This window comes from Aeromonas rivuli (assembly GCF_000820045.1).
Taxonomy (GTDB): domain Bacteria; phylum Pseudomonadota; class Gammaproteobacteria; order Enterobacterales; family Aeromonadaceae; genus Aeromonas; species Aeromonas rivuli.
Window position 1 is genome coordinate 226,438 of the sequence record NZ_CDBJ01000043.1, and the last position, 18,215, is coordinate 244,652.

16 protein-coding genes are annotated in these 18,215 nt (G+C 59.8%); 6 read left to right on the forward strand and 10 right to left on the reverse strand.

The genetic code is table 11. The features are described from left to right. The first annotated feature begins 3 nt into the window (after positions 1–3). The 6 genes from tapB (at position 4) to yacG (ending at position 5,668) form a co-directional block, all read left to right on the forward strand. Complete coding sequence (tapB, locus tag BN1130_RS10025; RefSeq protein ID WP_042041794.1) at positions 4–1,710, forward strand: PilB family type IVa pilus assembly ATPase TapB; 1,707 nt, start codon at positions 4–6, stop codon at positions 1,708–1,710. Positions 1,711–1,772: 62 nt separating this feature from the next. Next, positions 1,773–3,014 (forward strand): type II secretion system F family protein, encoded by a 1,242-nt coding sequence (locus BN1130_RS10030; RefSeq protein ID WP_042041795.1) that lies wholly within the window; start codon positions 1,773–1,775, stop codon positions 3,012–3,014. A gap of 84 nt (positions 3,015–3,098) precedes the next feature. Then, positions 3,099–3,971, forward strand: a complete 873-nt coding sequence (locus BN1130_RS10035) for a prepilin peptidase (RefSeq protein ID WP_042041796.1) — start codon at positions 3,099–3,101, stop codon at positions 3,969–3,971. 66 nt (positions 3,972–4,037) lie between these two features. Continuing rightward, entirely contained in the window at positions 4,038–4,652 is a 615-nt protein-coding gene (gene coaE / locus BN1130_RS10040) for a dephospho-CoA kinase (RefSeq protein ID WP_042041797.1), read from the forward strand. 37 nt (positions 4,653–4,689) lie between these two features. After that, the gene (gene zapD, locus BN1130_RS10045) at positions 4,690–5,412 is read left to right on the forward strand and encodes a cell division protein ZapD (protein ID WP_042041798.1); all 723 of its coding nucleotides are present in this window, start codon (positions 4,690–4,692) and stop codon (positions 5,410–5,412) included. Positions 5,413–5,473: 61 nt separating this feature from the next. Continuing rightward, a complete protein-coding gene (gene yacG / locus BN1130_RS10050) occupies positions 5,474–5,668 on the forward strand; it encodes a DNA gyrase inhibitor YacG (protein ID WP_042041799.1) in 195 nt (64 codons plus the stop codon). Between the two features lie 75 nt (positions 5,669–5,743). Here yacG and mutT read toward each other — a convergent pair whose 3' ends face one another. The 10 genes from mutT to ftsW all read right to left on the reverse strand — a co-directional run bounded on the left by mutT (position 5,744) and on the right by ftsW (position 18,199). Next, positions 5,744–6,154 (reverse strand): 8-oxo-dGTP diphosphatase MutT, encoded by a 411-nt coding sequence (gene mutT / locus BN1130_RS10055; protein WP_042041952.1) that lies wholly within the window; start codon positions 6,152–6,154, stop codon positions 5,744–5,746. An 85-nt stretch (positions 6,155–6,239) separates the two neighbouring features. Then, the gene (secA, locus tag BN1130_RS10060; RefSeq protein ID WP_042041800.1) at positions 6,240–8,960 is read right to left on the reverse strand and encodes a preprotein translocase subunit SecA; all 2,721 of its coding nucleotides are present in this window, start codon (positions 8,958–8,960) and stop codon (positions 6,240–6,242) included. 57 nt (positions 8,961–9,017) lie between these two features. Next, positions 9,018–9,923 carry a M23 family metallopeptidase gene (locus BN1130_RS10065; protein ID WP_042041802.1) on the reverse strand — a complete coding sequence of 302 codons (906 nt, stop codon included), beginning with the start codon at positions 9,921–9,923 and terminating at the stop codon, positions 9,018–9,020. A gap of 137 nt (positions 9,924–10,060) precedes the next feature. Further along, positions 10,061–10,984 carry a UDP-3-O-acyl-N-acetylglucosamine deacetylase gene (gene lpxC / locus BN1130_RS10070; protein ID WP_042041805.1) on the reverse strand — a complete coding sequence of 308 codons (924 nt, stop codon included), beginning with the start codon at positions 10,982–10,984 and terminating at the stop codon, positions 10,061–10,063. Positions 10,985–11,079: 95 nt separating this feature from the next. Beyond that, positions 11,080–12,231 (reverse strand): cell division protein FtsZ, encoded by a 1,152-nt coding sequence (gene ftsZ, locus BN1130_RS10075; protein ID WP_005891146.1) that lies wholly within the window; start codon positions 12,229–12,231, stop codon positions 11,080–11,082. Between the two features lie 40 nt (positions 12,232–12,271). Continuing rightward, the gene (gene ftsA, locus BN1130_RS10080; RefSeq protein ID WP_042041806.1) at positions 12,272–13,531 is read right to left on the reverse strand and encodes a cell division protein FtsA; all 1,260 of its coding nucleotides are present in this window, start codon (positions 13,529–13,531) and stop codon (positions 12,272–12,274) included. Next, positions 13,512–14,264 (reverse strand): cell division protein FtsQ/DivIB, encoded by a 753-nt coding sequence (locus BN1130_RS10085; protein WP_042041807.1) that lies wholly within the window; start codon positions 14,262–14,264, stop codon positions 13,512–13,514. The genes ftsA and BN1130_RS10085 overlap by 20 nt, the downstream gene beginning before the upstream one ends. 96 nt (positions 14,265–14,360) lie before the next feature. Continuing rightward, a complete protein-coding gene (murC, locus tag BN1130_RS10090) occupies positions 14,361–15,815 on the reverse strand; it encodes a UDP-N-acetylmuramate--L-alanine ligase (RefSeq protein ID WP_042041808.1) in 1,455 nt (484 codons plus the stop codon). A 108-nt stretch (positions 15,816–15,923) separates the two neighbouring features. Further along, positions 15,924–17,018 carry an undecaprenyldiphospho-muramoylpentapeptide beta-N-acetylglucosaminyltransferase gene (gene murG, locus BN1130_RS10095; RefSeq protein WP_269745808.1) on the reverse strand — a complete coding sequence of 365 codons (1,095 nt, stop codon included), beginning with the start codon at positions 17,016–17,018 and terminating at the stop codon, positions 15,924–15,926. Beyond that, on the reverse strand, positions 17,015–18,199 hold the full coding sequence (ftsW, locus tag BN1130_RS10100; RefSeq protein WP_042041809.1) for a cell division protein FtsW: 1,185 nt from the start codon (positions 18,197–18,199) through the stop codon (positions 17,015–17,017). Before ftsW ends, murG begins: the two co-directional genes overlap by 4 nt. Positions 18,200–18,215: the final 16 nt, after the last annotated feature.

Sequence of the window (18,215 nt, forward strand, 5' to 3'; positions counted from 1 at the left end):
CCCATGACCTCTAGCCCCCATAGCGGCCTGGCCCTGAGCCTGGCCGCTTCTTCCCTGATCAGTGAGTCCGACTCACAGCACCACCTGAGCCAGGCACGGGCCCAGCGCAAACCCTTTGTCACCTACCTTATCGAGAATGACATCCTCGCCAGCAAGACGCTGGCCGAGTTTTGCGAGCTGGAATATGGAGTACCTCTGCTGGATCTTGCCGCTTTCGACCTGGCCGAGATCCCGCAGAAATACCTCAATCAGAAGTTGATCGACAAGCACCATGTGCTGCCCATCTACACCCAGGGTCATACCCTCTACATCGCCATGTCCGACCCGACCAATGTGGCGGCCCTGGAAGATTTCGGCTTCAGCTTTGGCCTGCATACCGAGGCCCTGCTGGTCGAAGAGGATAAACTGAGCCAGGCCATCGGCAAGCTGCTCGAGAGCGAGCATGATGCCCTTGGCATGGACGATATTGATGAGACCGAGATCTCGGCACTCGAAGTGGCTGACGATAGCAGTCGCCTCGACGAAAGCGTCAATACCGCCGACGACGATGCCCCCATCGTCAAATACATCAACAAGATCTTGATGGATGCGATCCGGCAAGGTGCATCCGACCTGCACTTCGAACCCTATGAGTTCAAGTACCGCATCCGCTTTCGTATCGATGGCATACTGCACGAAGCCTCCACCCCGCCGGTCAATCTGGCCAACCGCTTCGCCGCCCGCCTCAAGGTTATGGCCAGACTCGATATTGCCGAACGACGCCTGCCCCAGGATGGCCGTATCAAACTCAAGCTGTCCCGTAACCGATCCATGGATATGCGGGTCAATACCCTGCCGACCATGTGGGGCGAGAAGGTCGTCATCCGGTTGCTTGACTCCTCGGCGGCCCGGCTCAACATTGAGCAACTGGGCTTTGACGAGGCGCAGAAACAGCAATACCTGACCGCACTTAACAAGCCACAGGGCATGATCCTGGTAACAGGGCCCACCGGCTCTGGCAAGACGGTGTCCCTCTATACCGGCCTCAACATACTCAATACCCATGAAGTCAACATCTCCACCGCAGAAGATCCGGTGGAGATCAACCTGCCCGGGGTCAACCAGGTGCAGGTAAATCCCAAGGCAGGGCTCACCTTCGCCAGCGCCCTGCGCTCCTTCCTGCGCCAGGATCCCGATGTGGTCATGGTCGGAGAAATACGGGATCTGGAAACCGCAGAGATAGCCATCAAGGCCGCCCAGACCGGCCACCTGGTACTCTCGACCCTGCACACCAATTCGGCAGCAGAGACCCTGACCCGGATGATGAACATGGGGGTGCCGGCCTTCAACATCGCCTCGTCGGTGACCCTCATCATGGCTCAACGGCTCGCCCGCAAGCTGTGCGATCACTGCAAAGAACCTGACGCTATCCCCGATACCGAACTGACTGCGCTGGGCTTCAACGCCCAGCAAGTCTCCGCAGGGATAAGACTGTTCAAACCCAAGGGATGCAAGGAGTGTACCGGGGGTTACAGGGGGCGGGTCGGCATTTATGAAATACTGTTGATGTCAGAAAATATCGCCAAACTCATCATGCAGGGGGCGAACTCGTTGCAAATTGCCGCCATCGCCCAGAAGGAGGGGATGCGTACCCTGCGGTTATCAGGCCTTGAGAAGGCCCGTCTCGGCATCACCAGTCTGAGTGAAATCAATAGAATAACCACCAACTAATTTGTCAGGCCGCCGACTTATCACGCCGCTCATCAAGCGGCCCTCATTGCAAGGATGCAAGGATGGCTACCCTTACGAAGAAGCGTAATGCTCCCCCCAAGGTTTATACCTTCCGCTGGAAAGGGGTCAACCGCAAAGGTAAAAACGTATCCGGCGAGCTGCAAGCCGAGCATATCAACACGGTCAAAAGCGAGCTGCGCAAACAGGGTGTCAACGTCACCAAGGTACACAAGAAGAGCCAGGGGCTCTTCTCCAAAGCCGGTGCCAAGATCAAGCCCATGGACATCGCCGTGGTCACCCGCCAGATAGCCACCATGCTGAGCGCTGGCGTGCCCCTCGTACAGAGCCTGCAGATCATCGCCCGCAGCCACGAGAAGACGAGCATGCGCGAGCTGATGGGGCAGATTGCCAGCGATGTCGAAACCGGCACTCCCATGTCGGAAGCCTTGCGCCAGCACCCCCGCCACTTCGACGAGCTGTACTGCGATCTGGTCGAAGCGGGGGAGCATTCCGGGGCACTCGAGACCATCTATGATCGCATCGCTACCTATCGGGAAAAGGCCGAAGCGCTCAAATCCAAGATCAAGAAGGCCATGTTCTACCCCTGCATGGTGATCCTGGTGGCCATCATAGTGACCTCCATACTGCTGTTGTTTGTCATCCCCCAGTTTGAAGACATCTTCAAGAGCTTTGGCGCCGAACTGCCCATTTTTACCCAGTTCGTCATCGGCATCTCCCGCTTCATGCAGGATTGGTGGTATGTGATCTTCGGGGGGATAGCCCTGGCCATCTTCCTCTATGTGCGGGCCTGGCGCCGCTATCCCAAAGTCCGCAACAACACCGACAAGTTCATCCTCACCATCCCCGTGGTCGGCATGATATTGCACAAGGCCGCCATGGCCCGTTTTGCCCGTACCCTCTCCACTACCTTCAGTGCCGGTATACCCCTGGTGGATGCACTGATCTCGGCTGCAGGGGCCTCGGGGAACTATGTCTATCGCAGCGCCATCCTCGACATTCGTAACGAGGTCGTCGCCGGGATGCAGATCAACGTCGCCATGCGCACCGTGGATCTCTTCCCCGACATGGTGATCCAGATGGTGATGATAGGAGAGGAATCTGGCGCTATCGATGAGATGCTCTCCAAGGTCGCGACCATCTTCGAGCAGGAGGTTGACGATCTGGTCGACGGCCTCACCAGCCTGCTCGAGCCCTTCATCATGGTGGTGCTGGGCGTGCTGGTTGGCGGCATGGTGGTGGCCATGTATCTGCCCATTTTCAAACTGGGCTCTGTCATCCACTAGTGCGATCAAACCATCCCGGCGGGGGGCCAGCGCCCTCAGCCGCCGGGGTCATGCTACACTGCCTGCTTCCTTATCCGAGACTCGATGCAACCCATGACTGAACTGGCGCTCAGCCTGCCCTGGCTCTACCTGGCCCTGGTATTTCTCTTTTCCCTGACCATTGGCAGCTTCCTCAATGTCGTCATCCACCGTCTGCCCATCATGCTCGAGCGTGGCTGGCTGGCCGAGTATCGGGACTACTTTCATCCTGAGAGCGAGCCCGCCCCTACCGAGCCCTATAACCTCATGGTGCCACGCTCCCGGTGCCCCCATTGCCACCATGCCATCAGCGCCCTGGAAAACATCCCGCTATTGAGCTGGCTCTGGCTCAAGGGGTGCTGCCGCAGCTGCTCCGCGCCTATCTCGGCGCGCTATCCCCTGGTCGAGCTGCTCACCGCCCTGCTCTCCGTCGTCGTGGCCAGCCGCCTGCCTGCTGACCCTTCCCTGCTGGCCTATCTGCTGCTCACCTGGGTGCTGGTTGCTCTGACCTTCATCGATCTGGACAAGATGCTACTGCCAGATCCCCTCACGCTGCCGCTGCTCTGGGCTGGCCTGCTGGTCAACCTCATCTGGCAGAAGGTGCCCTTGGCGGATGCCGTCATCGGGGCCATGGCCGGTTATCTGGTGCTCTGGAGCCTCTATTGGGCCTTCAAGCTGCTCACCGGCAAGGAAGGGATGGGTTATGGTGACTTCAAGTTGCTGGCAGCCCTGGGTGCCTGGCTCGGCTGGCAGGCGCTGCCGCTGATCCTGCTGCTCTCCTCCTTGGTGGGTGCCGTGATCGGCATAGCCCTTATCGTCTCCCGCCGCCAAGCGCACAGCAAACCCATCCCCTTCGGCCCCTATCTCGCCATCGCCGGTTGGGTCGCTCTGCTCTGGGGAGATAGCATCACCACCTGGTATCTGCACATGGTGCTCTGACCCCCGCTTGGGGCACAATAACCAGCAAGACGAATAAAGAACGATCACTTCAGGACACACTCACCCATGTATATAGTCGCAATCACAGGGGGCATAGGCAGTGGCAAGACCACTGTCGCCAATCTGTTTGGCGAGCTGGGCATCGACATCATTGATGCGGATGTCATCGCCCGCGAGGTGGTGGAACCCGGTACGCCAGCACTGGCGGCCATCACCCAGCACTTCGGGGTTGGCGTGCTCGATGAAGAGGGTGCACTGGACAGACGCAAGCTCCGTGACCGCGTGTTCAGAGAGCCCGATGCCAAGGGGTGGCTCAACGCCCTGCTCCACCCCCTGATCCGCCAGGAGATGCAGCGCCAATGCGCCGAGGCTAGCTCCCCTTATTGCTTGCTGGTGGTGCCCCTGCTGGTTGAAAACCGGCTCACCGCCATGGCTAACCGGGTACTGGTGGTCGATGTGGACGAGGAGACACAGATCACCCGCACTTGTCGTCGTGATGGGGTCAGCCGTGAACAGGCCAGGGCCATCGTCACCGCTCAAGCGAGTCGTATGGCTCGCTTGGCCGCCGCCGATGACATCATTGAGAACCGGGACGGCTCTCCCGAGCTATTGCGTGGGCGAATTCTGGCGCTGCACCAAACATATCTGACATTTGCCACTCAACAAGCCCGGCAACTGTGAGTACACTAGGCCGGTTTATGGCTGGCCAGGATTAGGCATGATTTACGATTTCCCTCTCAACGAAAAAAGCCGGACCTATCTTCGTCTGGAATCACTGTTCAACCAGATCCATGACAATCTGGGTAGCGATCACCCCTGGTCTCATATCGCCTTCTTCAAGGGGCTGTTCGATCTGCAGGAACTGCTCGAGCGGGGAGATCTGCGCTCGGATCTCATCAAGGATCTTGAACGCCTGAGTCAGCGCCTCGGCCACTGGGCAGAGCTGCCCGATGTCGATCTCGACCAGATCCGTGCGATGCAACAGGAGAGCAGCCAGCTTTCCCGCAAGCTGTTGGGTGCCGCGCGTCCCGGCGCTCGCCTCAAGGAAGACAAGCTGCTCGGCTCCATCCGCCAGCGTTTCTCCATTCCCGGCGGACTCTGCGCCTTTGATGTGCCTCAGCTGCACCACTGGTTGACCACCCCGGCGTCCCTGCGACACCCGCAGATGGAAGCCTGGCTGAGCGACATCCAGTTGCTGATGGGGGCGATTGGCCTCTTGCTGCGACTGTGGCGCGATGCGTCCCACTTCAGCGATCAGGTCGCCACCAATGGTTTCTATCAGGACACGGCGGAGAATGCGGAGTTGATCCGTATCCGCTTGCCCCATGCCATGGGTTGCTACCCGACCCTGAGTGGCCACAAGAACCGCTTTGCGCTGCGCTTCCTGCCCACCCAGGAACAACCCATTGGCGATGTGCCCTTCCAGCTCGCCTGCTGCTAACCAAGAGATGGGAGCCTGGCTCCCATCCTGCGTCATTCATCTCTTGCCTGTGGAGGAACTCATGGTCACCAAGGTCAACTGCCCCAATTGCCAAACCCCCGTGGAATGGGGGCCGCAGAGCCCGTTTCGCCCCTTCTGCAGCAAGCGCTGCCAGCTGATCGATCTTGGCGAGTGGGCCGATGAAGAGAAGCGGATCCCGGGAGAGCTCAATCCGGATCTGCTGCCAGATCCCGATGCCGGAGAGGAGTGGCGCTGAGCCCTCCCCCTCCATAACAAAAAAGGGCCACAATGGCCCTTTTTTGTTATCAACGTTTCGCTACCGCATTCGTTGTCAGCTTTTAGCGACCAAACCCTGTAGCCGCGCGACTATGGGGCCATTGGCATCCGGGAACTGGTAGTTATCCAGCTCGGCCAGGGGTACCCACAGACACTCCTGGCCCTCCTTGCCAAAGGGTTCACCACTGAACTGCGTCACCTTCCAGATATCCAGCAATACCTGTTTCTCGGGATAGTCATGATGCAACTCCATGAAGGGGGCGCAATCCTCGACCCGGATGCCGATCTCCTCCCACAGCTCCCTGTCCAGGGCTGCCAGCAGATCTTCCCCCGCCTCAACCTTGCCACCGGGGAACTCCCAACGATCGCCCTGGTGACGGTCTGAGGAGCGTTTGGCGATGAAGATGTCACCCCGCTCGTTCTCGATGACGCCAACCGCCACCCAAATCCGCTTCTTCTGTTCCACTCGCTTCACCTCATGGCTGACCACTCGGGCCCTTAACAAAATGAAGGCGGGCACTGGGCCCGCCTCCTTATGACTGATTGACGACTCAGGTCAACTGGCCGTGGCAATGCTTGTACTTCTTGCCGGAGCCGCAGGGGCAAGGATCGTTGCGGCCCACCTTCTGCTCGTCCCGCACGAAGGTAACCGGTGCCGTGTCGGCCTGGGTCTCTTCGTCGGCCAGCTGGTTATCGGCGGTAGCATGGGTGTAAGTACGGGGAGTCGCTTCCGCCTGCTGGCGCTGCTGCTCTTCCATCACCTCGACATCCCGCTCCTGTACCTGAACCCGGCTCAGTATGCTGACCACGTCACGCTTGAGGGTCTCCAGCATCTGGGTGAACAAGTCGAAGGATTCGCGCTTGTACTCCTGCTTGGGGTTCTTCTGGGCATAACCGCGCAGATGAATGCCCTGACGCAGGTGATCCATGGCGGCCAGATGCTCCTTCCACAGACCATCCAGGGTCTGCAGCATCACGGCCTTCTCGAAGTTGCGCAGCACATCGACACCGACCAGCTCCTCCTTGCGGGCATAGAGTTGGTTCGCTTCGTCCAGAATGCGCTCGCGCAGCTTCTCTTCGTAGAGCTTGTCGTCGTCACTCAGCCACTGCTGAATGGGCAGGACCAGGCCAAAATCGGCGGCCAAACGGGCCTCCAGGCCGGGCACGTCCCACATCTCTTCCAGAGACTGGGGCGGAATGTATTCGTCAATCACGGCGCCATAGACGTCATCACGGATGATGTGGATGGTCTCGGAGATGTCGTTGGTCTCCAGCAGCTCGTTGCGCTGCTCGTAGACCACCTTGCGCTGGTCGTTGGCCACGTCATCAAACTCGAGCAAGTTCTTGCGGATGTCGAAGTTGCGACCCTCCACCTTGCGCTGGGCATTCTCGATGGCCTTGGTCACCCATGGGTGCTCGATGGCCTCGCCCTCTTCCATGCCCAGCTTCTTCATCATGCCGGTGACGCGGTCAGAGGCGAAGATACGCATCAGCTGGTCTTCCATGGAGAGATAGAAGCGGGACGAACCCGGATCCCCCTGACGACCGGAACGGCCGCGCAGCTGGTTGTCGATCCGGCGGGATTCATGGCGCTCGGTACCGATGATGTGCAAGCCACCGGCGGCCAGCACTTCATCGTGACGGATCTGCCAGGCGGCCTTGATGTCGCTGATCTGTTCGGTGGTCGGGTTCTCCAGCGCGGCAATCTCGGCCTGCCAGTTGCCCCCCAGCACGATGTCAGTACCACGACCGGCCATGTTGGTGGCGATGGTGACGGCGCCGAGTTGGCCGGCCTGAGCGACGATCTCCGCCTCCATGGCGTGGAACTTGGCATTCAGCACCTTGTGCGGAATGTTCTCCTTGGTCAGGATGCCGGACAGCAGCTCGGAGTTCTCGATGGAGACGGTACCCACCAACACCGGCTGGCCGCGGGAGACGCAACCACGGATATCTTCGACGATGGCGCCGTATTTTTCTTGCGCAGTGAGATAGACCAGATCGCCCATGTCCTTGCGCACCATCGGCTGGTTGGTCGGAATGACCACGGTGTCCAGACCATAGATCTGCTGGAATTCGAAGGCTTCGGTATCTGCGGTGCCCGTCATCCCCGCCAGTTTGTCATAGAGACGGAAGTAGTTCTGGAAGGTGATGGAGGCCAGGGTCTGGTTCTCGTTCTGGATCTTGACCCCTTCCTTCGCTTCGACCGCCTGATGCAGGCCATCGGACCAGCGACGACCCGGCATGGTACGGCCGGTGTGTTCATCGACGATGACGATCTCGTCTTTCTGCACGATGTAATCGACGTTGCGCTCAAACAGGGTGTGAGCCCGCAGACCGGCGTTGACGTGATGCAGCAGGCTGATGTTGGTGGCGGAGAACAGGGAGTCATCCTCGGCCAGCAACCCTTCCTTCTTGAGCAGCTCTTCCACGAAGATCTGACCATTCTCGGTCAGCAGCGCTTGGCGGTTCTTCTCGTCGACCGTGTAGTGACCGTCACCGGTGTACTCTTCGGAGTCTTCCTTGTCCTGTTTGACCAGCAGCGGGATCAGCTTGTTGATCTGGATATACATGGCGGAGCTATCTTCCGCCGGGCCCGAGATGATGAGCGGTGTACGCGCCTCATCGATCAGCACCGAATCCACCTCATCCACCAGGGCATAATTGAGAGGGCGCTGCACGCGCTGCTCCGGCGAGAACGCCATGTTGTCGCGCAGGTAGTCGAAACCGAATTCGTTGTTGGTACCGTAGGTGATGTCGGCGGCGTAAGCGTCGCGCTTCTGGGACGCATCCATGCCGGGCACGTTGCAATCCACGGTCAGGCCGAGGAAGGTGAACAGCGGGCGGTTCGCCTCGGCATCACGCCTGGCCAGATAGTCGTTCACCGTCACCACGTGCACGCCGTGGCCACTCAGGGCGTTCAGATACGCCGGCAAGGTAGCGGTAAGCGTCTTACCTTCACCGGTTTTCATCTCGGCGATGCGGTTGGAGTTGAGCACCATGCCGCCGATCAGCTGGACGTCGAAGTGGCGCATGCCAAACACGCGGCGCGAAGCCTCACGCACCGTGGCGAAGGCTTCCGGCAGCAGCTGCTCCAGGGTCTCGCCCTGATCCAGACGCTGACGATATTCGGCCGTCTTGGCCTGCAGTTCAGCATCAGACAACGCCTCGAACTGAGGCTCCATTGCATTGATCTGTTTTACTATTTTGCGCAGGGCCTTGAGCGTTCTGTCGTTCCGGCTGCCGATAATCTTGGTAAGCAGTGTGCTAATCATGGGTACCAACTGTTTCTGGTTATAAGGTTCCGTCGCTGGAACTGGAGAGAAAAAAACCTAACCCCGTCTGGCAGTAAGGAATTGACTGGGGTTGACCTGACGACCGTCTTTCAACACTTCATAATGCAAATGGACCCCGGTCGCGCGACCGGTGCGTCCCATCAGGGCTATCTGCTGACCCTGATCCACTAGCGTGCCCACCTCCACCAACAACTTGGAGTTGTGGGCATAGCGAGTCACCAGGCCATTACCATGATTGATCTCAATCATGTTGCCAAATTCAGGATGCCGACCCGACCAGCTCACTATGCCGGGCCCGGTTGCCAATATGGGCGTGCCCGGCTTGCCGCGAAAATCGACACCCTTGTGCATCTTGGCCCGGCCGTTGAACGGATCGACCCGGCCACCGAAGCCGGAGCTTATCCAGACCCGCTCCTGCTTGACCGGCGAGCCGGAAATAAAGCCTGCGTCAGTGATATGGTGATTGAGCATGAAAGATTCAAGTACTGACAGCTGTTCTTCACGACTGCTGAGCTGTTTGCTGAGGTGAGCCATGGAGCTTTGCAGCTCGTCCAGGTTCACCTCCAGATCGGCATCATAGGAGGGGCCGCCCATGGGAGGCAGCTCTTTGAAGTTGAATTCGTCGGGATCGAGCTCGGCTTGTTCGGTCAGGCGCTCGCCGAGGGCATTGAGCCTGCCCAGCTGGCCCTGCATGGTGCCTACCTGAGCCGCCAGCATGGCGAGTTGCTCACGGGCCTGATCGGTAGTTTGGCTCGCCTGCTGCTGCTCTGCTTGAATCAGCGCCAGCTCGAGGGCGGCCATTTTCTGATGCCAGCTCTGCCATAACAGGACACAACCCAGTACCAGAATAGAAAGAAAGAGACCGCCGACCCAGGCCAGACGTTGTTTGGGGAAGTGCAGCTTGCGCCGCTGCTTGCCATTGAGGATCAGGGTAATGCTCATAGAAATTCAATCTGCTCGGTCGGGTGAGGCGAGTTGCCACCACGAAAATAAAACCGGGAGAGTATCGGTATCGGGATGTAAACAAGAATGACAGGACGTCGGTGCGGAGAGATGACCGACGTCCTGTTGCACAGCTATCAGGCTAGAACCAAACCGTTATCGTAGTAAGCGATGGGCGCTTTGTCGCCCTCACCCTCGAAGGTCACCAGTTCCCATGCCTCCTGCTGAGCCAGCAAGGCACGCAGCAGTTTGTTGTTCAAGGCATGACCCGTCTTGTAGGCGCGGAATTCGCCGATGATGCTGCGGTTACACATATAAAGGTCACCGATAGCATCCAGCATCTTGTGCTTGACGAACTCATCTTCGTAGCGCAAACCATCTTCGTTCAGCACCCGATAGTCATCCAGCACCACGGCATTCTCCAGGCTTCCGCCCAAGGCCAGGTTCTGGGAGCGCAGGTACTCGATGTCGCGCATGAAGCCGAAGGTACGGGCACGGCTGATCTCTTTCACGAAAGAGGCGCCGGAGAAGTCCAGTACACAACGCTGATTGCGGCCTTCGAACACCGGGTGCTGGAAATCGATCTCGAGATCCATCTTGAAGCCGTTGCGATAGGGGTGGAATTCCGCCCACTTGTCGCCGTCCTCAACCCGGATGCTCTGCTTGATCCGCACAAACTGCTTGGGCGCATTCTGTTCGCGGATCCCGACTTCCTGCAGCAGGTAGATGAAGGGGTGCGCACTGCCATCCATGACCGGGATCTCGGGAGCATCAACCTCGACATAGAGGTTGTCGATCCCCATTCCGGCCAAGGCGGCGGAGAGGTGTTCTATGGTGGAAACACGCACACCAGCTTCGTTGACCAACGCAGTACAGAGTACGGTATCCCGCACCTGGTCAGCATTTGCTGGCAATTCCACCACAGGATCCAGATCGGTACGCAAGTAAACGATCCCTGTGTTCACAGGTGCCGGACGGAATGTCATTGTGACTTTCCGACCCGAATGCAGGCCCACACCAGTGGCCTGGACACTCGTTTTCAAGGTTCTTTGTCTAATCATGGGCGTATCCACAGCTAAATTCCGGACCAGATGGTCGTTGACGGGCCATCTTAGCACATTCCTTAAACAACAAACAAACCAGCCCCGTTAGAGGCTTAGTCTGCCTGCTTGCGCAGGAAAGCCGGAATATCCAGATAATCAGGCTCACGACGAGCTTGTGGCTCGGCATTCACCGCCTTGGCCGGGGCCTCTTCCATCACGCGAGACTGCAGGGCTTCGCTGATCAGGGGCTGACGGGCCGGACGCTCTTGTACCATGTTGTTTTTCACGAGCGTGATGTCGCTCTTGCGATCGGCACCGATACCGGTCGCAACCACGGTCACCCGCAGCTCGTCTTGCATCTCTGGGTCGATTACGGTACCCACCACCACGGTGGCATTCTCGGAGGCGAAGGCCTTGACCGCGTTACCCACGGTTTCGAACTCTTCGATGGTCATGTCCATGCCGGCGGTGATGTTGACCAGGATGCCACGGGCACCGGCCAGATCCACGTCTTCCAGCAGCGGGCTGGAGATGGCTTTCTCGGCAGCTTCTTCGGCACGGTCATCCCCGGAGGCGGAACCGGTACCCATCATGGCGGTACCCATCTCACGCATCACGGTACGCACATCCGCGAAGTCGACGTTGATCAAGCCCGGACGGGTGATCAGTTCGGCAATGCCCTGTACCGCGCCCAACAGCACGTCGTTGGCCGCCTTGAAGGCGTCCAGCAGGGAGATACCGCGGCCCAACACCTTCAGCAACTTGTCGTTGGGGATGGTGATCAGGGAGTCGACGTTCTTCGAGAGCTCTTCGATGCCGTGGGCGGCAAAGCCCATCCGCTTCTTGCCTTCGAAGGAGAACGGCTTGGTCACCACGGCGACGGTCAGTATGCCCATCTCGCGGGCCACTTCAGCCACGACGGGGGCCGCGCCAGTACCAGTACCACCGCCCATGCCCGCGGCGATGAATACCATGTCGGAACCGGTCAGCAGCTCACGCAGTGCTTCACGGTCTTCCAGGGCGGCTTCACGACCCACATCCGGGCTGGCTCCGGCACCCAGTCCCTTGGTGATACCACTGCCGATCTGCAGTGTGGTGTTGGCACTGGAGTTACGCAGTGCCTGGGCGTCGGTGTTGATGGTGATGAATTCAACACCTTCGATGTTTTGACGAACCATGTGCTCGACTGCGTTGCCGCCGCCGCCACCCACGCCTATCACCTTGATGACAGCTTCGTCCGTGTGGCTATCCATAAATTCAAACATGTTGTCTCTCCGCTTTATTTGCTGACTGACGCAAAATCTTTTAGAACTCGCCACGCAACCAGTTGCTGACCCGTTTGACCAGCCCACCGACACTTGCCTTGGCGGTATAATCGTTGCTACTGCCTGTGGATTGATGGGTACGGCCGTATTGCAGCAACCCGACCGCGGTCGAGTAGACTGGCGCCTGCACGTAATCACTCAATCCGCGCACATTCATGGGTTCCCCGACCCGGACCTGACACTGGAATACCTGCTCTGCGCACTCCACTATGCCTTCGATCTGGGCCGCACCACCGGTCAGTACCAAACCGGCGGCCAGCTGATGCTTGACCCCCTGCTGTTTCAATTCGCTTTGCACCTTCACCAGCTCGTCATTGATCATGGAGAGCAGCTCGGTGTAGCGCGGCTCTATCACCTCGGCCAGGGTCTGTCGTTGCAGACTGCGGGCCGGGCGTCCACCGACGCTGGGCACTTCAATATTGTCTTCTTTACTGACCAGGCGGCCCAGAGCGCAGCCGTAGCGCACCTTGATCGCTTCGGCGTCCAACGGCGGCGTGCCGAAGGCGTAGGCGATATCGCTGGTGACAGTGCTGCCGGCATAGGGGATCACCTTGGTGTGACGCAGGGCCCCGCCGGTAAACAGCGACATGTCCATGGTGCCGCCACCGATGTCGACCACGCAGACGCCCAGCTCTTTCTCGTCTTCGGTCAAGACGGCGTAGCTGGAGGCCAGGGCGGAGAAGATCAGCTGATCGACCCTCAACCCCACCTTTTCCACACACTTCTCGATGTTGCGAGCCATGTCGTTGTGGCAGGTGATCAGGTGCACCTTGGCGGCCATCCGTACCCCGGACAGACCGACCGGGTTCTTGATGCCCTCCTGGTAGTCGATGGCAAACTCCTGGGGCAGCACGTGCAGCACCCTCAGCTCATCGGACAGACGCACCGACTTGGCGGTGTGGATGACGTTGTCCACGTCCTCCTGAGTCACCTCCTCGTCGGAGATAGGCACCATGCCGGTCTCGTTGCGGCAATCAATGTGCTTGCCAGACAGACCCAGATAGACGGAGCTAATCTGGCAGTCGGCCATCATCTCGGCCTCTTCCACGGCTCGACGCAGGGACTTGACCACGGAATCCAGATCGTTGACCCCGCCCTTGTCCATGCCGCGAGAGGTATGGCTGCCCATACCGATGACATTGAGTTCACCGTCCGGCAGCACTTCGCCCACCAGAACCGCCACCTTGGTAGTGCCGATATCCAGCCCGACAATCAGATTTCTATCTGCGGTTTTGGTCATGCGCTTTCTCTTCGTTCTTCTTCCAGCCAACCGCCATCCCGGTGTCGTATCGAAGGTCCACATAAGCCACTTGCTCACGGGGTTCGATGATCGGGAAGACATCGATAAATCTCTGTAGACGGAGCGCCATATCCGAGCGCCCCACAAACAGTTGAACATTGTTATCCAGCGTCAGTTCCCAGCCATAACGTGGGGTCAGATTGACCGCACTGAGCTTGTAACCACGCTCTGCCAGCTGCGCCTCAAAGTGGTGGCTGTTCTCCAGCACCTTGGCAGCCTGGTCATCAGGGCCGGACAGTTGCATCAAGGGGCTCTTCACCCGATTTGGTGCACTGAACAGCTCACCCTTGGCATTGATGAATCGGTCGCCATTCCAGCGGGCCGCCACCTTCTGCTCCGTGAGGTAGACCTTGATCTTGTCGGGCCACTTCTTGCGTACCGACACCTGGGCGACCCAGGGCAATGCCGTCAGACGTGTCTGCAGGGCATTCACATCCATCTCGAAGAAGTTGCGGGGCGCATCGCCATCCAGCACGGCACTGCGCAACTCCTCCGCCTTGATATATTGGTGTTGCCCCTGTACCAGCAAGGCACTGATGGGCAACCGGTTGGCATCTGTCAGCCAATCCTTTACGTCCAGCGCACTCTGGTAGAGCCCCGCCATCACCAGGAGGAAAAACGTCACTCCGATGATGAAGCCGCCCTTGGTGCGCCCTTGTGCCCTTGCCTCCACCCGTCATATCCCCGTAAAACGTGACCAGACCGCCGGCCGGGCCGGGTGCGCCATTATATAGGCCCCGGCTTGGCGGTCAAAATACTCATTAGGCCCTCAGGCGCCGGATTTCATGCTCTCTACGCTCAATTTCATCTCACCGAGACGTCGGGCCAGCGCCCCCACGTTGCCCGCCCCCTGGGTCAGCACCAAATCCCCCTCACCGATGAGATCCGCCAACACGGCCGGCACATCATCCGGCGTGGCGACAAAAACCGGCTCCAGGCTGCCACGGGAGCGAATGGAACGGCACAGGGCGCGGCCATCGGCACCCGGGATCGCCTCTTCACCGGCGGCGTAAACCTCCAGCATCACCAAGACGTCCACCTTGGAGAGCACGTCGGCAAAATCTTCATAGAGATCGCGGGTGCGGCTGTAGCGGTGCGGCTGGAACACCATCACCAGACGCTTCTCGGGCCAGCCGGCGCGCGCGGCGTTGATGGTGACCTTCACTTCGCTCGGGTGATGGCCATAGTCATCCACCAGCATGGCCTTGCCACGCCCGGTCTCGAATTCGCCATATTGCTGGAAGCGACGCCCTACTCCCTCAAACTTGGCCAGGGCATTGATGATGGCCTCATCACTGACACCATCTTCGGTCGCGACCGCGATTGCGGCAGCGGCGTTGAGCGCGTTGTGCACACCCGGCAGGTTTAGAGTCACTTGCAACTCACCGGCATCTTTACGGCATACCCGGAAGCTGCTGCGATGGGTAGTTTGCACGAAGTCCAGCACCTGCACATCGGCGTCATCGGACAGGCCGTAGGTCAGGGTCGGACGCGCTATCTCAGGCAGCATGCCACGGACCACAGGATCGTCAACACATACCACAGCCAAACCGTAAAAAGGCAGGTTATGGAGGAATTCGATGAAGGTGGCTTTCAACTTGGAGAAGTCACCGCCATAGGTGTCCATGTGGTCCGCTTCGATGTTGGTCACGATGGAAACCATGGGCTGCAGATGCAGGAAAGAGGCATCGCTCTCATCCGCTTCCGCTATCAGATAGCGGCTGCTGCCCAGTCGCGCATTGGTACCGGCACTGTTGAGCAGGCCACCGATGACGAAGGTGGGATCCCGGTCCGCCTCGGCATAGATACTGGCGACCAGACTGGTAGTCGTGGTCTTGCCGTGGGTGCCGGCGACGGCGATGCCATGGCGAAAACGCATCAGCTCGGCCAGCATCTCGGCGCGGCGCACTACGGGGATGCGTTGCTCGCGCGCAGCAAGCAGCTCGGGGTTGTCGGTATTGATGGCGGTGGAGACCACCACGACGCTGGCGCCATCCACATGCTCGGCACTGTGACCGACGAAGATCTGCGCCCCCAGGCTGGCAAGCCGCGCCGTCACGGCATTGCTGGCCAAGTCAGAGCCTGAGACCTGATAGCCTTCGTTGGCCAGCACCTCGGCAATGCCGCCCATGCCCGCACCACCTATTCCGATAAAGTGGATGCGACGCACGCGGCGCATTTCGGGGATCACAGTACGCAGTTTTGCCAGTTCAACCTTGTTCATAATTCTCTCTTGACTCTGCCGCCAGTCCCGCGCACTCATCTGCAACGCGCTCTGCGGCCTCAATACATTGAGGGGTAAGACTGCACGGCTTGGCCTGTGCAATCCTGATCAGCATGCTTTCTCACTCTGCCCGGTTGCGAGCCGCTTGCACTCATCGGCAACCCGTTCTGCCGCATCGATAATGGCGACGCGCCGCGCCGCCTTGGCCATGTTCAACAAGATCTCCCTGCGCCCGGCCAGCCAGCTGAGGCGGGCCGCCAGGGTGGTGGGGCTCAGTTCCGCCTGGGGCAGGAATTCGGCGGCGCCACCATCGACCAGGGTCAAGGCATTGCGGGTCTGGTGATCGTCCACCGCATGGGGCAGCGGCACGAAGATGGCCGCCACACCGGCGGCAGCCACTTCAGAGACGGTCAGGGCCCCCGCGCGACACACCACGAGATCGGCCCAGGCATAGGCATCGGCCATCTCCTTGATAAAGTCGCTCACCTCCGCATCCTGCCCCAGGGCGGCATAGGCATTGGCCACGGCCTCCCTGTTTCCTTTGCCGGTCTGGTGGCGCACCTCGATGGGCACTCCCGCTGCGGCAACCGCGGCGGGGACCTGTTCATTCAGTACCCGGGCCCCCAGACTGCCGCCAATGATGAGCAGGTGCAGAGGGGCGGGCTGAGTGTTGATGCGGCTGGCCGGTTCCGGCAGCGCCACTACTTCCGGGCGGACCGGATTACCGACCACTGCGGTGCGGTTGCTGGGGGCAAACGCGCCGGGGAAGGCCATCAGCACTCGCTTGGCGAGGCGCGCCAGCAGCTTGTTGGTCATGCCGGCAGCGGCATTTTGCTCATGAAGCAGCAGAGGAATACCGGACAACCAGGCCGCCACGCCACCTGGACCCGAGGCGAAGCCCCCCATGCCGAGCACCACATCAGGTTTGATCTCTCTCAGTACCTGACGCGCCTGCAGTATGGATTTGACGATGCGGTAAGGGGCGACCAGCAAGCGCTTGATGCCATTGCCACGCACCCCCTGAATGTCGATGAAGGAGATGGGGTAGCCATGGGCCGGCACCAGCTCGGCTTCCATGCGATCCGCCGTGCCGAGCCAATGTATGGTCCAGCCTTGTGCCTTGAGCCTGTCAGCCACCGCCAAGCCGGGGAACACATGGCCCCCGGTACCACCGGCCATCACCAACAACGTCTTGCTACTCACGCAACCTCCCGCACGCGCGCCTGGGCACTGGCCTGGCGCAATTCGAAATCGATCCGGATCAACATGCTCACCGCGACCGTCATGATGATGAGACTGGAGCCACCATAGCTGACCAGTGGCAGGGTCAACCCCTTGGTCGGCATCATGCCACTGGCGGCACCCACGTTGACGAAGGTCTGGAAACTGAACCAGATGCCGATCCCGATGGCGAGATATCCCTCATAGAGCTTGTCTGCCACCAGGGCCTGATGACCCAGCTTGAGCGCCTTGTATGCCAGGGCGAAAATCAGGAAGAGGGCGCCGAGCACCCCGAGATAGCCGAGCTCCTCACCCAGGATGGCGAACACGAAGTCGGTGTGGGCCTCCGGCAGGTACTCCATCTTCTGGATGGAGTTGCCGAGCCCTTCCCCAAGCCAGCTGCCGCGGCCAAACGCCATCAACGACTGGGTCAGCTGATAGCCACTGCCGAAGGGGTCGGCCCAGGGGTCGAGGAAGGAGGTCACCCGCCGCATCCGATACGGCTCGGCGATGATCAGGGTCACCACGGCGCTCACCCCCACCAGAATGAGGGCGATGAACTGACCCATGCGGGCCCCCGCCAGGAACAGCATCCCCAACGAGGTGACAAACATCACCACCACGGAGCCCAGATCCGGCTGGGCCAGCAGCAGCACGGCCACCAGGAAGAGCACCGCCATCGGCTTCATGAAGCCGATGAGCCGCTCGCGCACCTCGTTCTGGCGGCGTACCAGGTAGCCCGCCAGATAGACAAAGAGCGCCAGCTTGCCAAATTCGGCCGGTTGCAGGTTGAAGGGCCCCAGGGGCAACCAACGCACCGAGCCGTTGACGCTCCGTCCCACCAGCAGCACCAGCACCAGCATCAGGATGGCGAGCAGCAGCATGGGGCCGTTGTATTGCTGCCAGCGGGCCATGGGCACCTGCAAGACAAACCAGGAGATACCGAGCGCCATCACCAGGAAGAGGCCGTGGCGTTTGACAAACATGAAGGGGTCGTTGGCCAGCGCAATCCCTTCCGGGATGGAGGCCGAGGCCACTATGACCAGCCCCACCGTCATCAGCGAGAAGCCCAGCACCACCAGCTGGCGATCGTAGAGCGCACCGGGCCGGGCGGGCAGCAGGATCCGTTGCAGGAAAGCCAGGGTCGCGCGCAGGGCGTTCATAGGGCCATCACCCGTT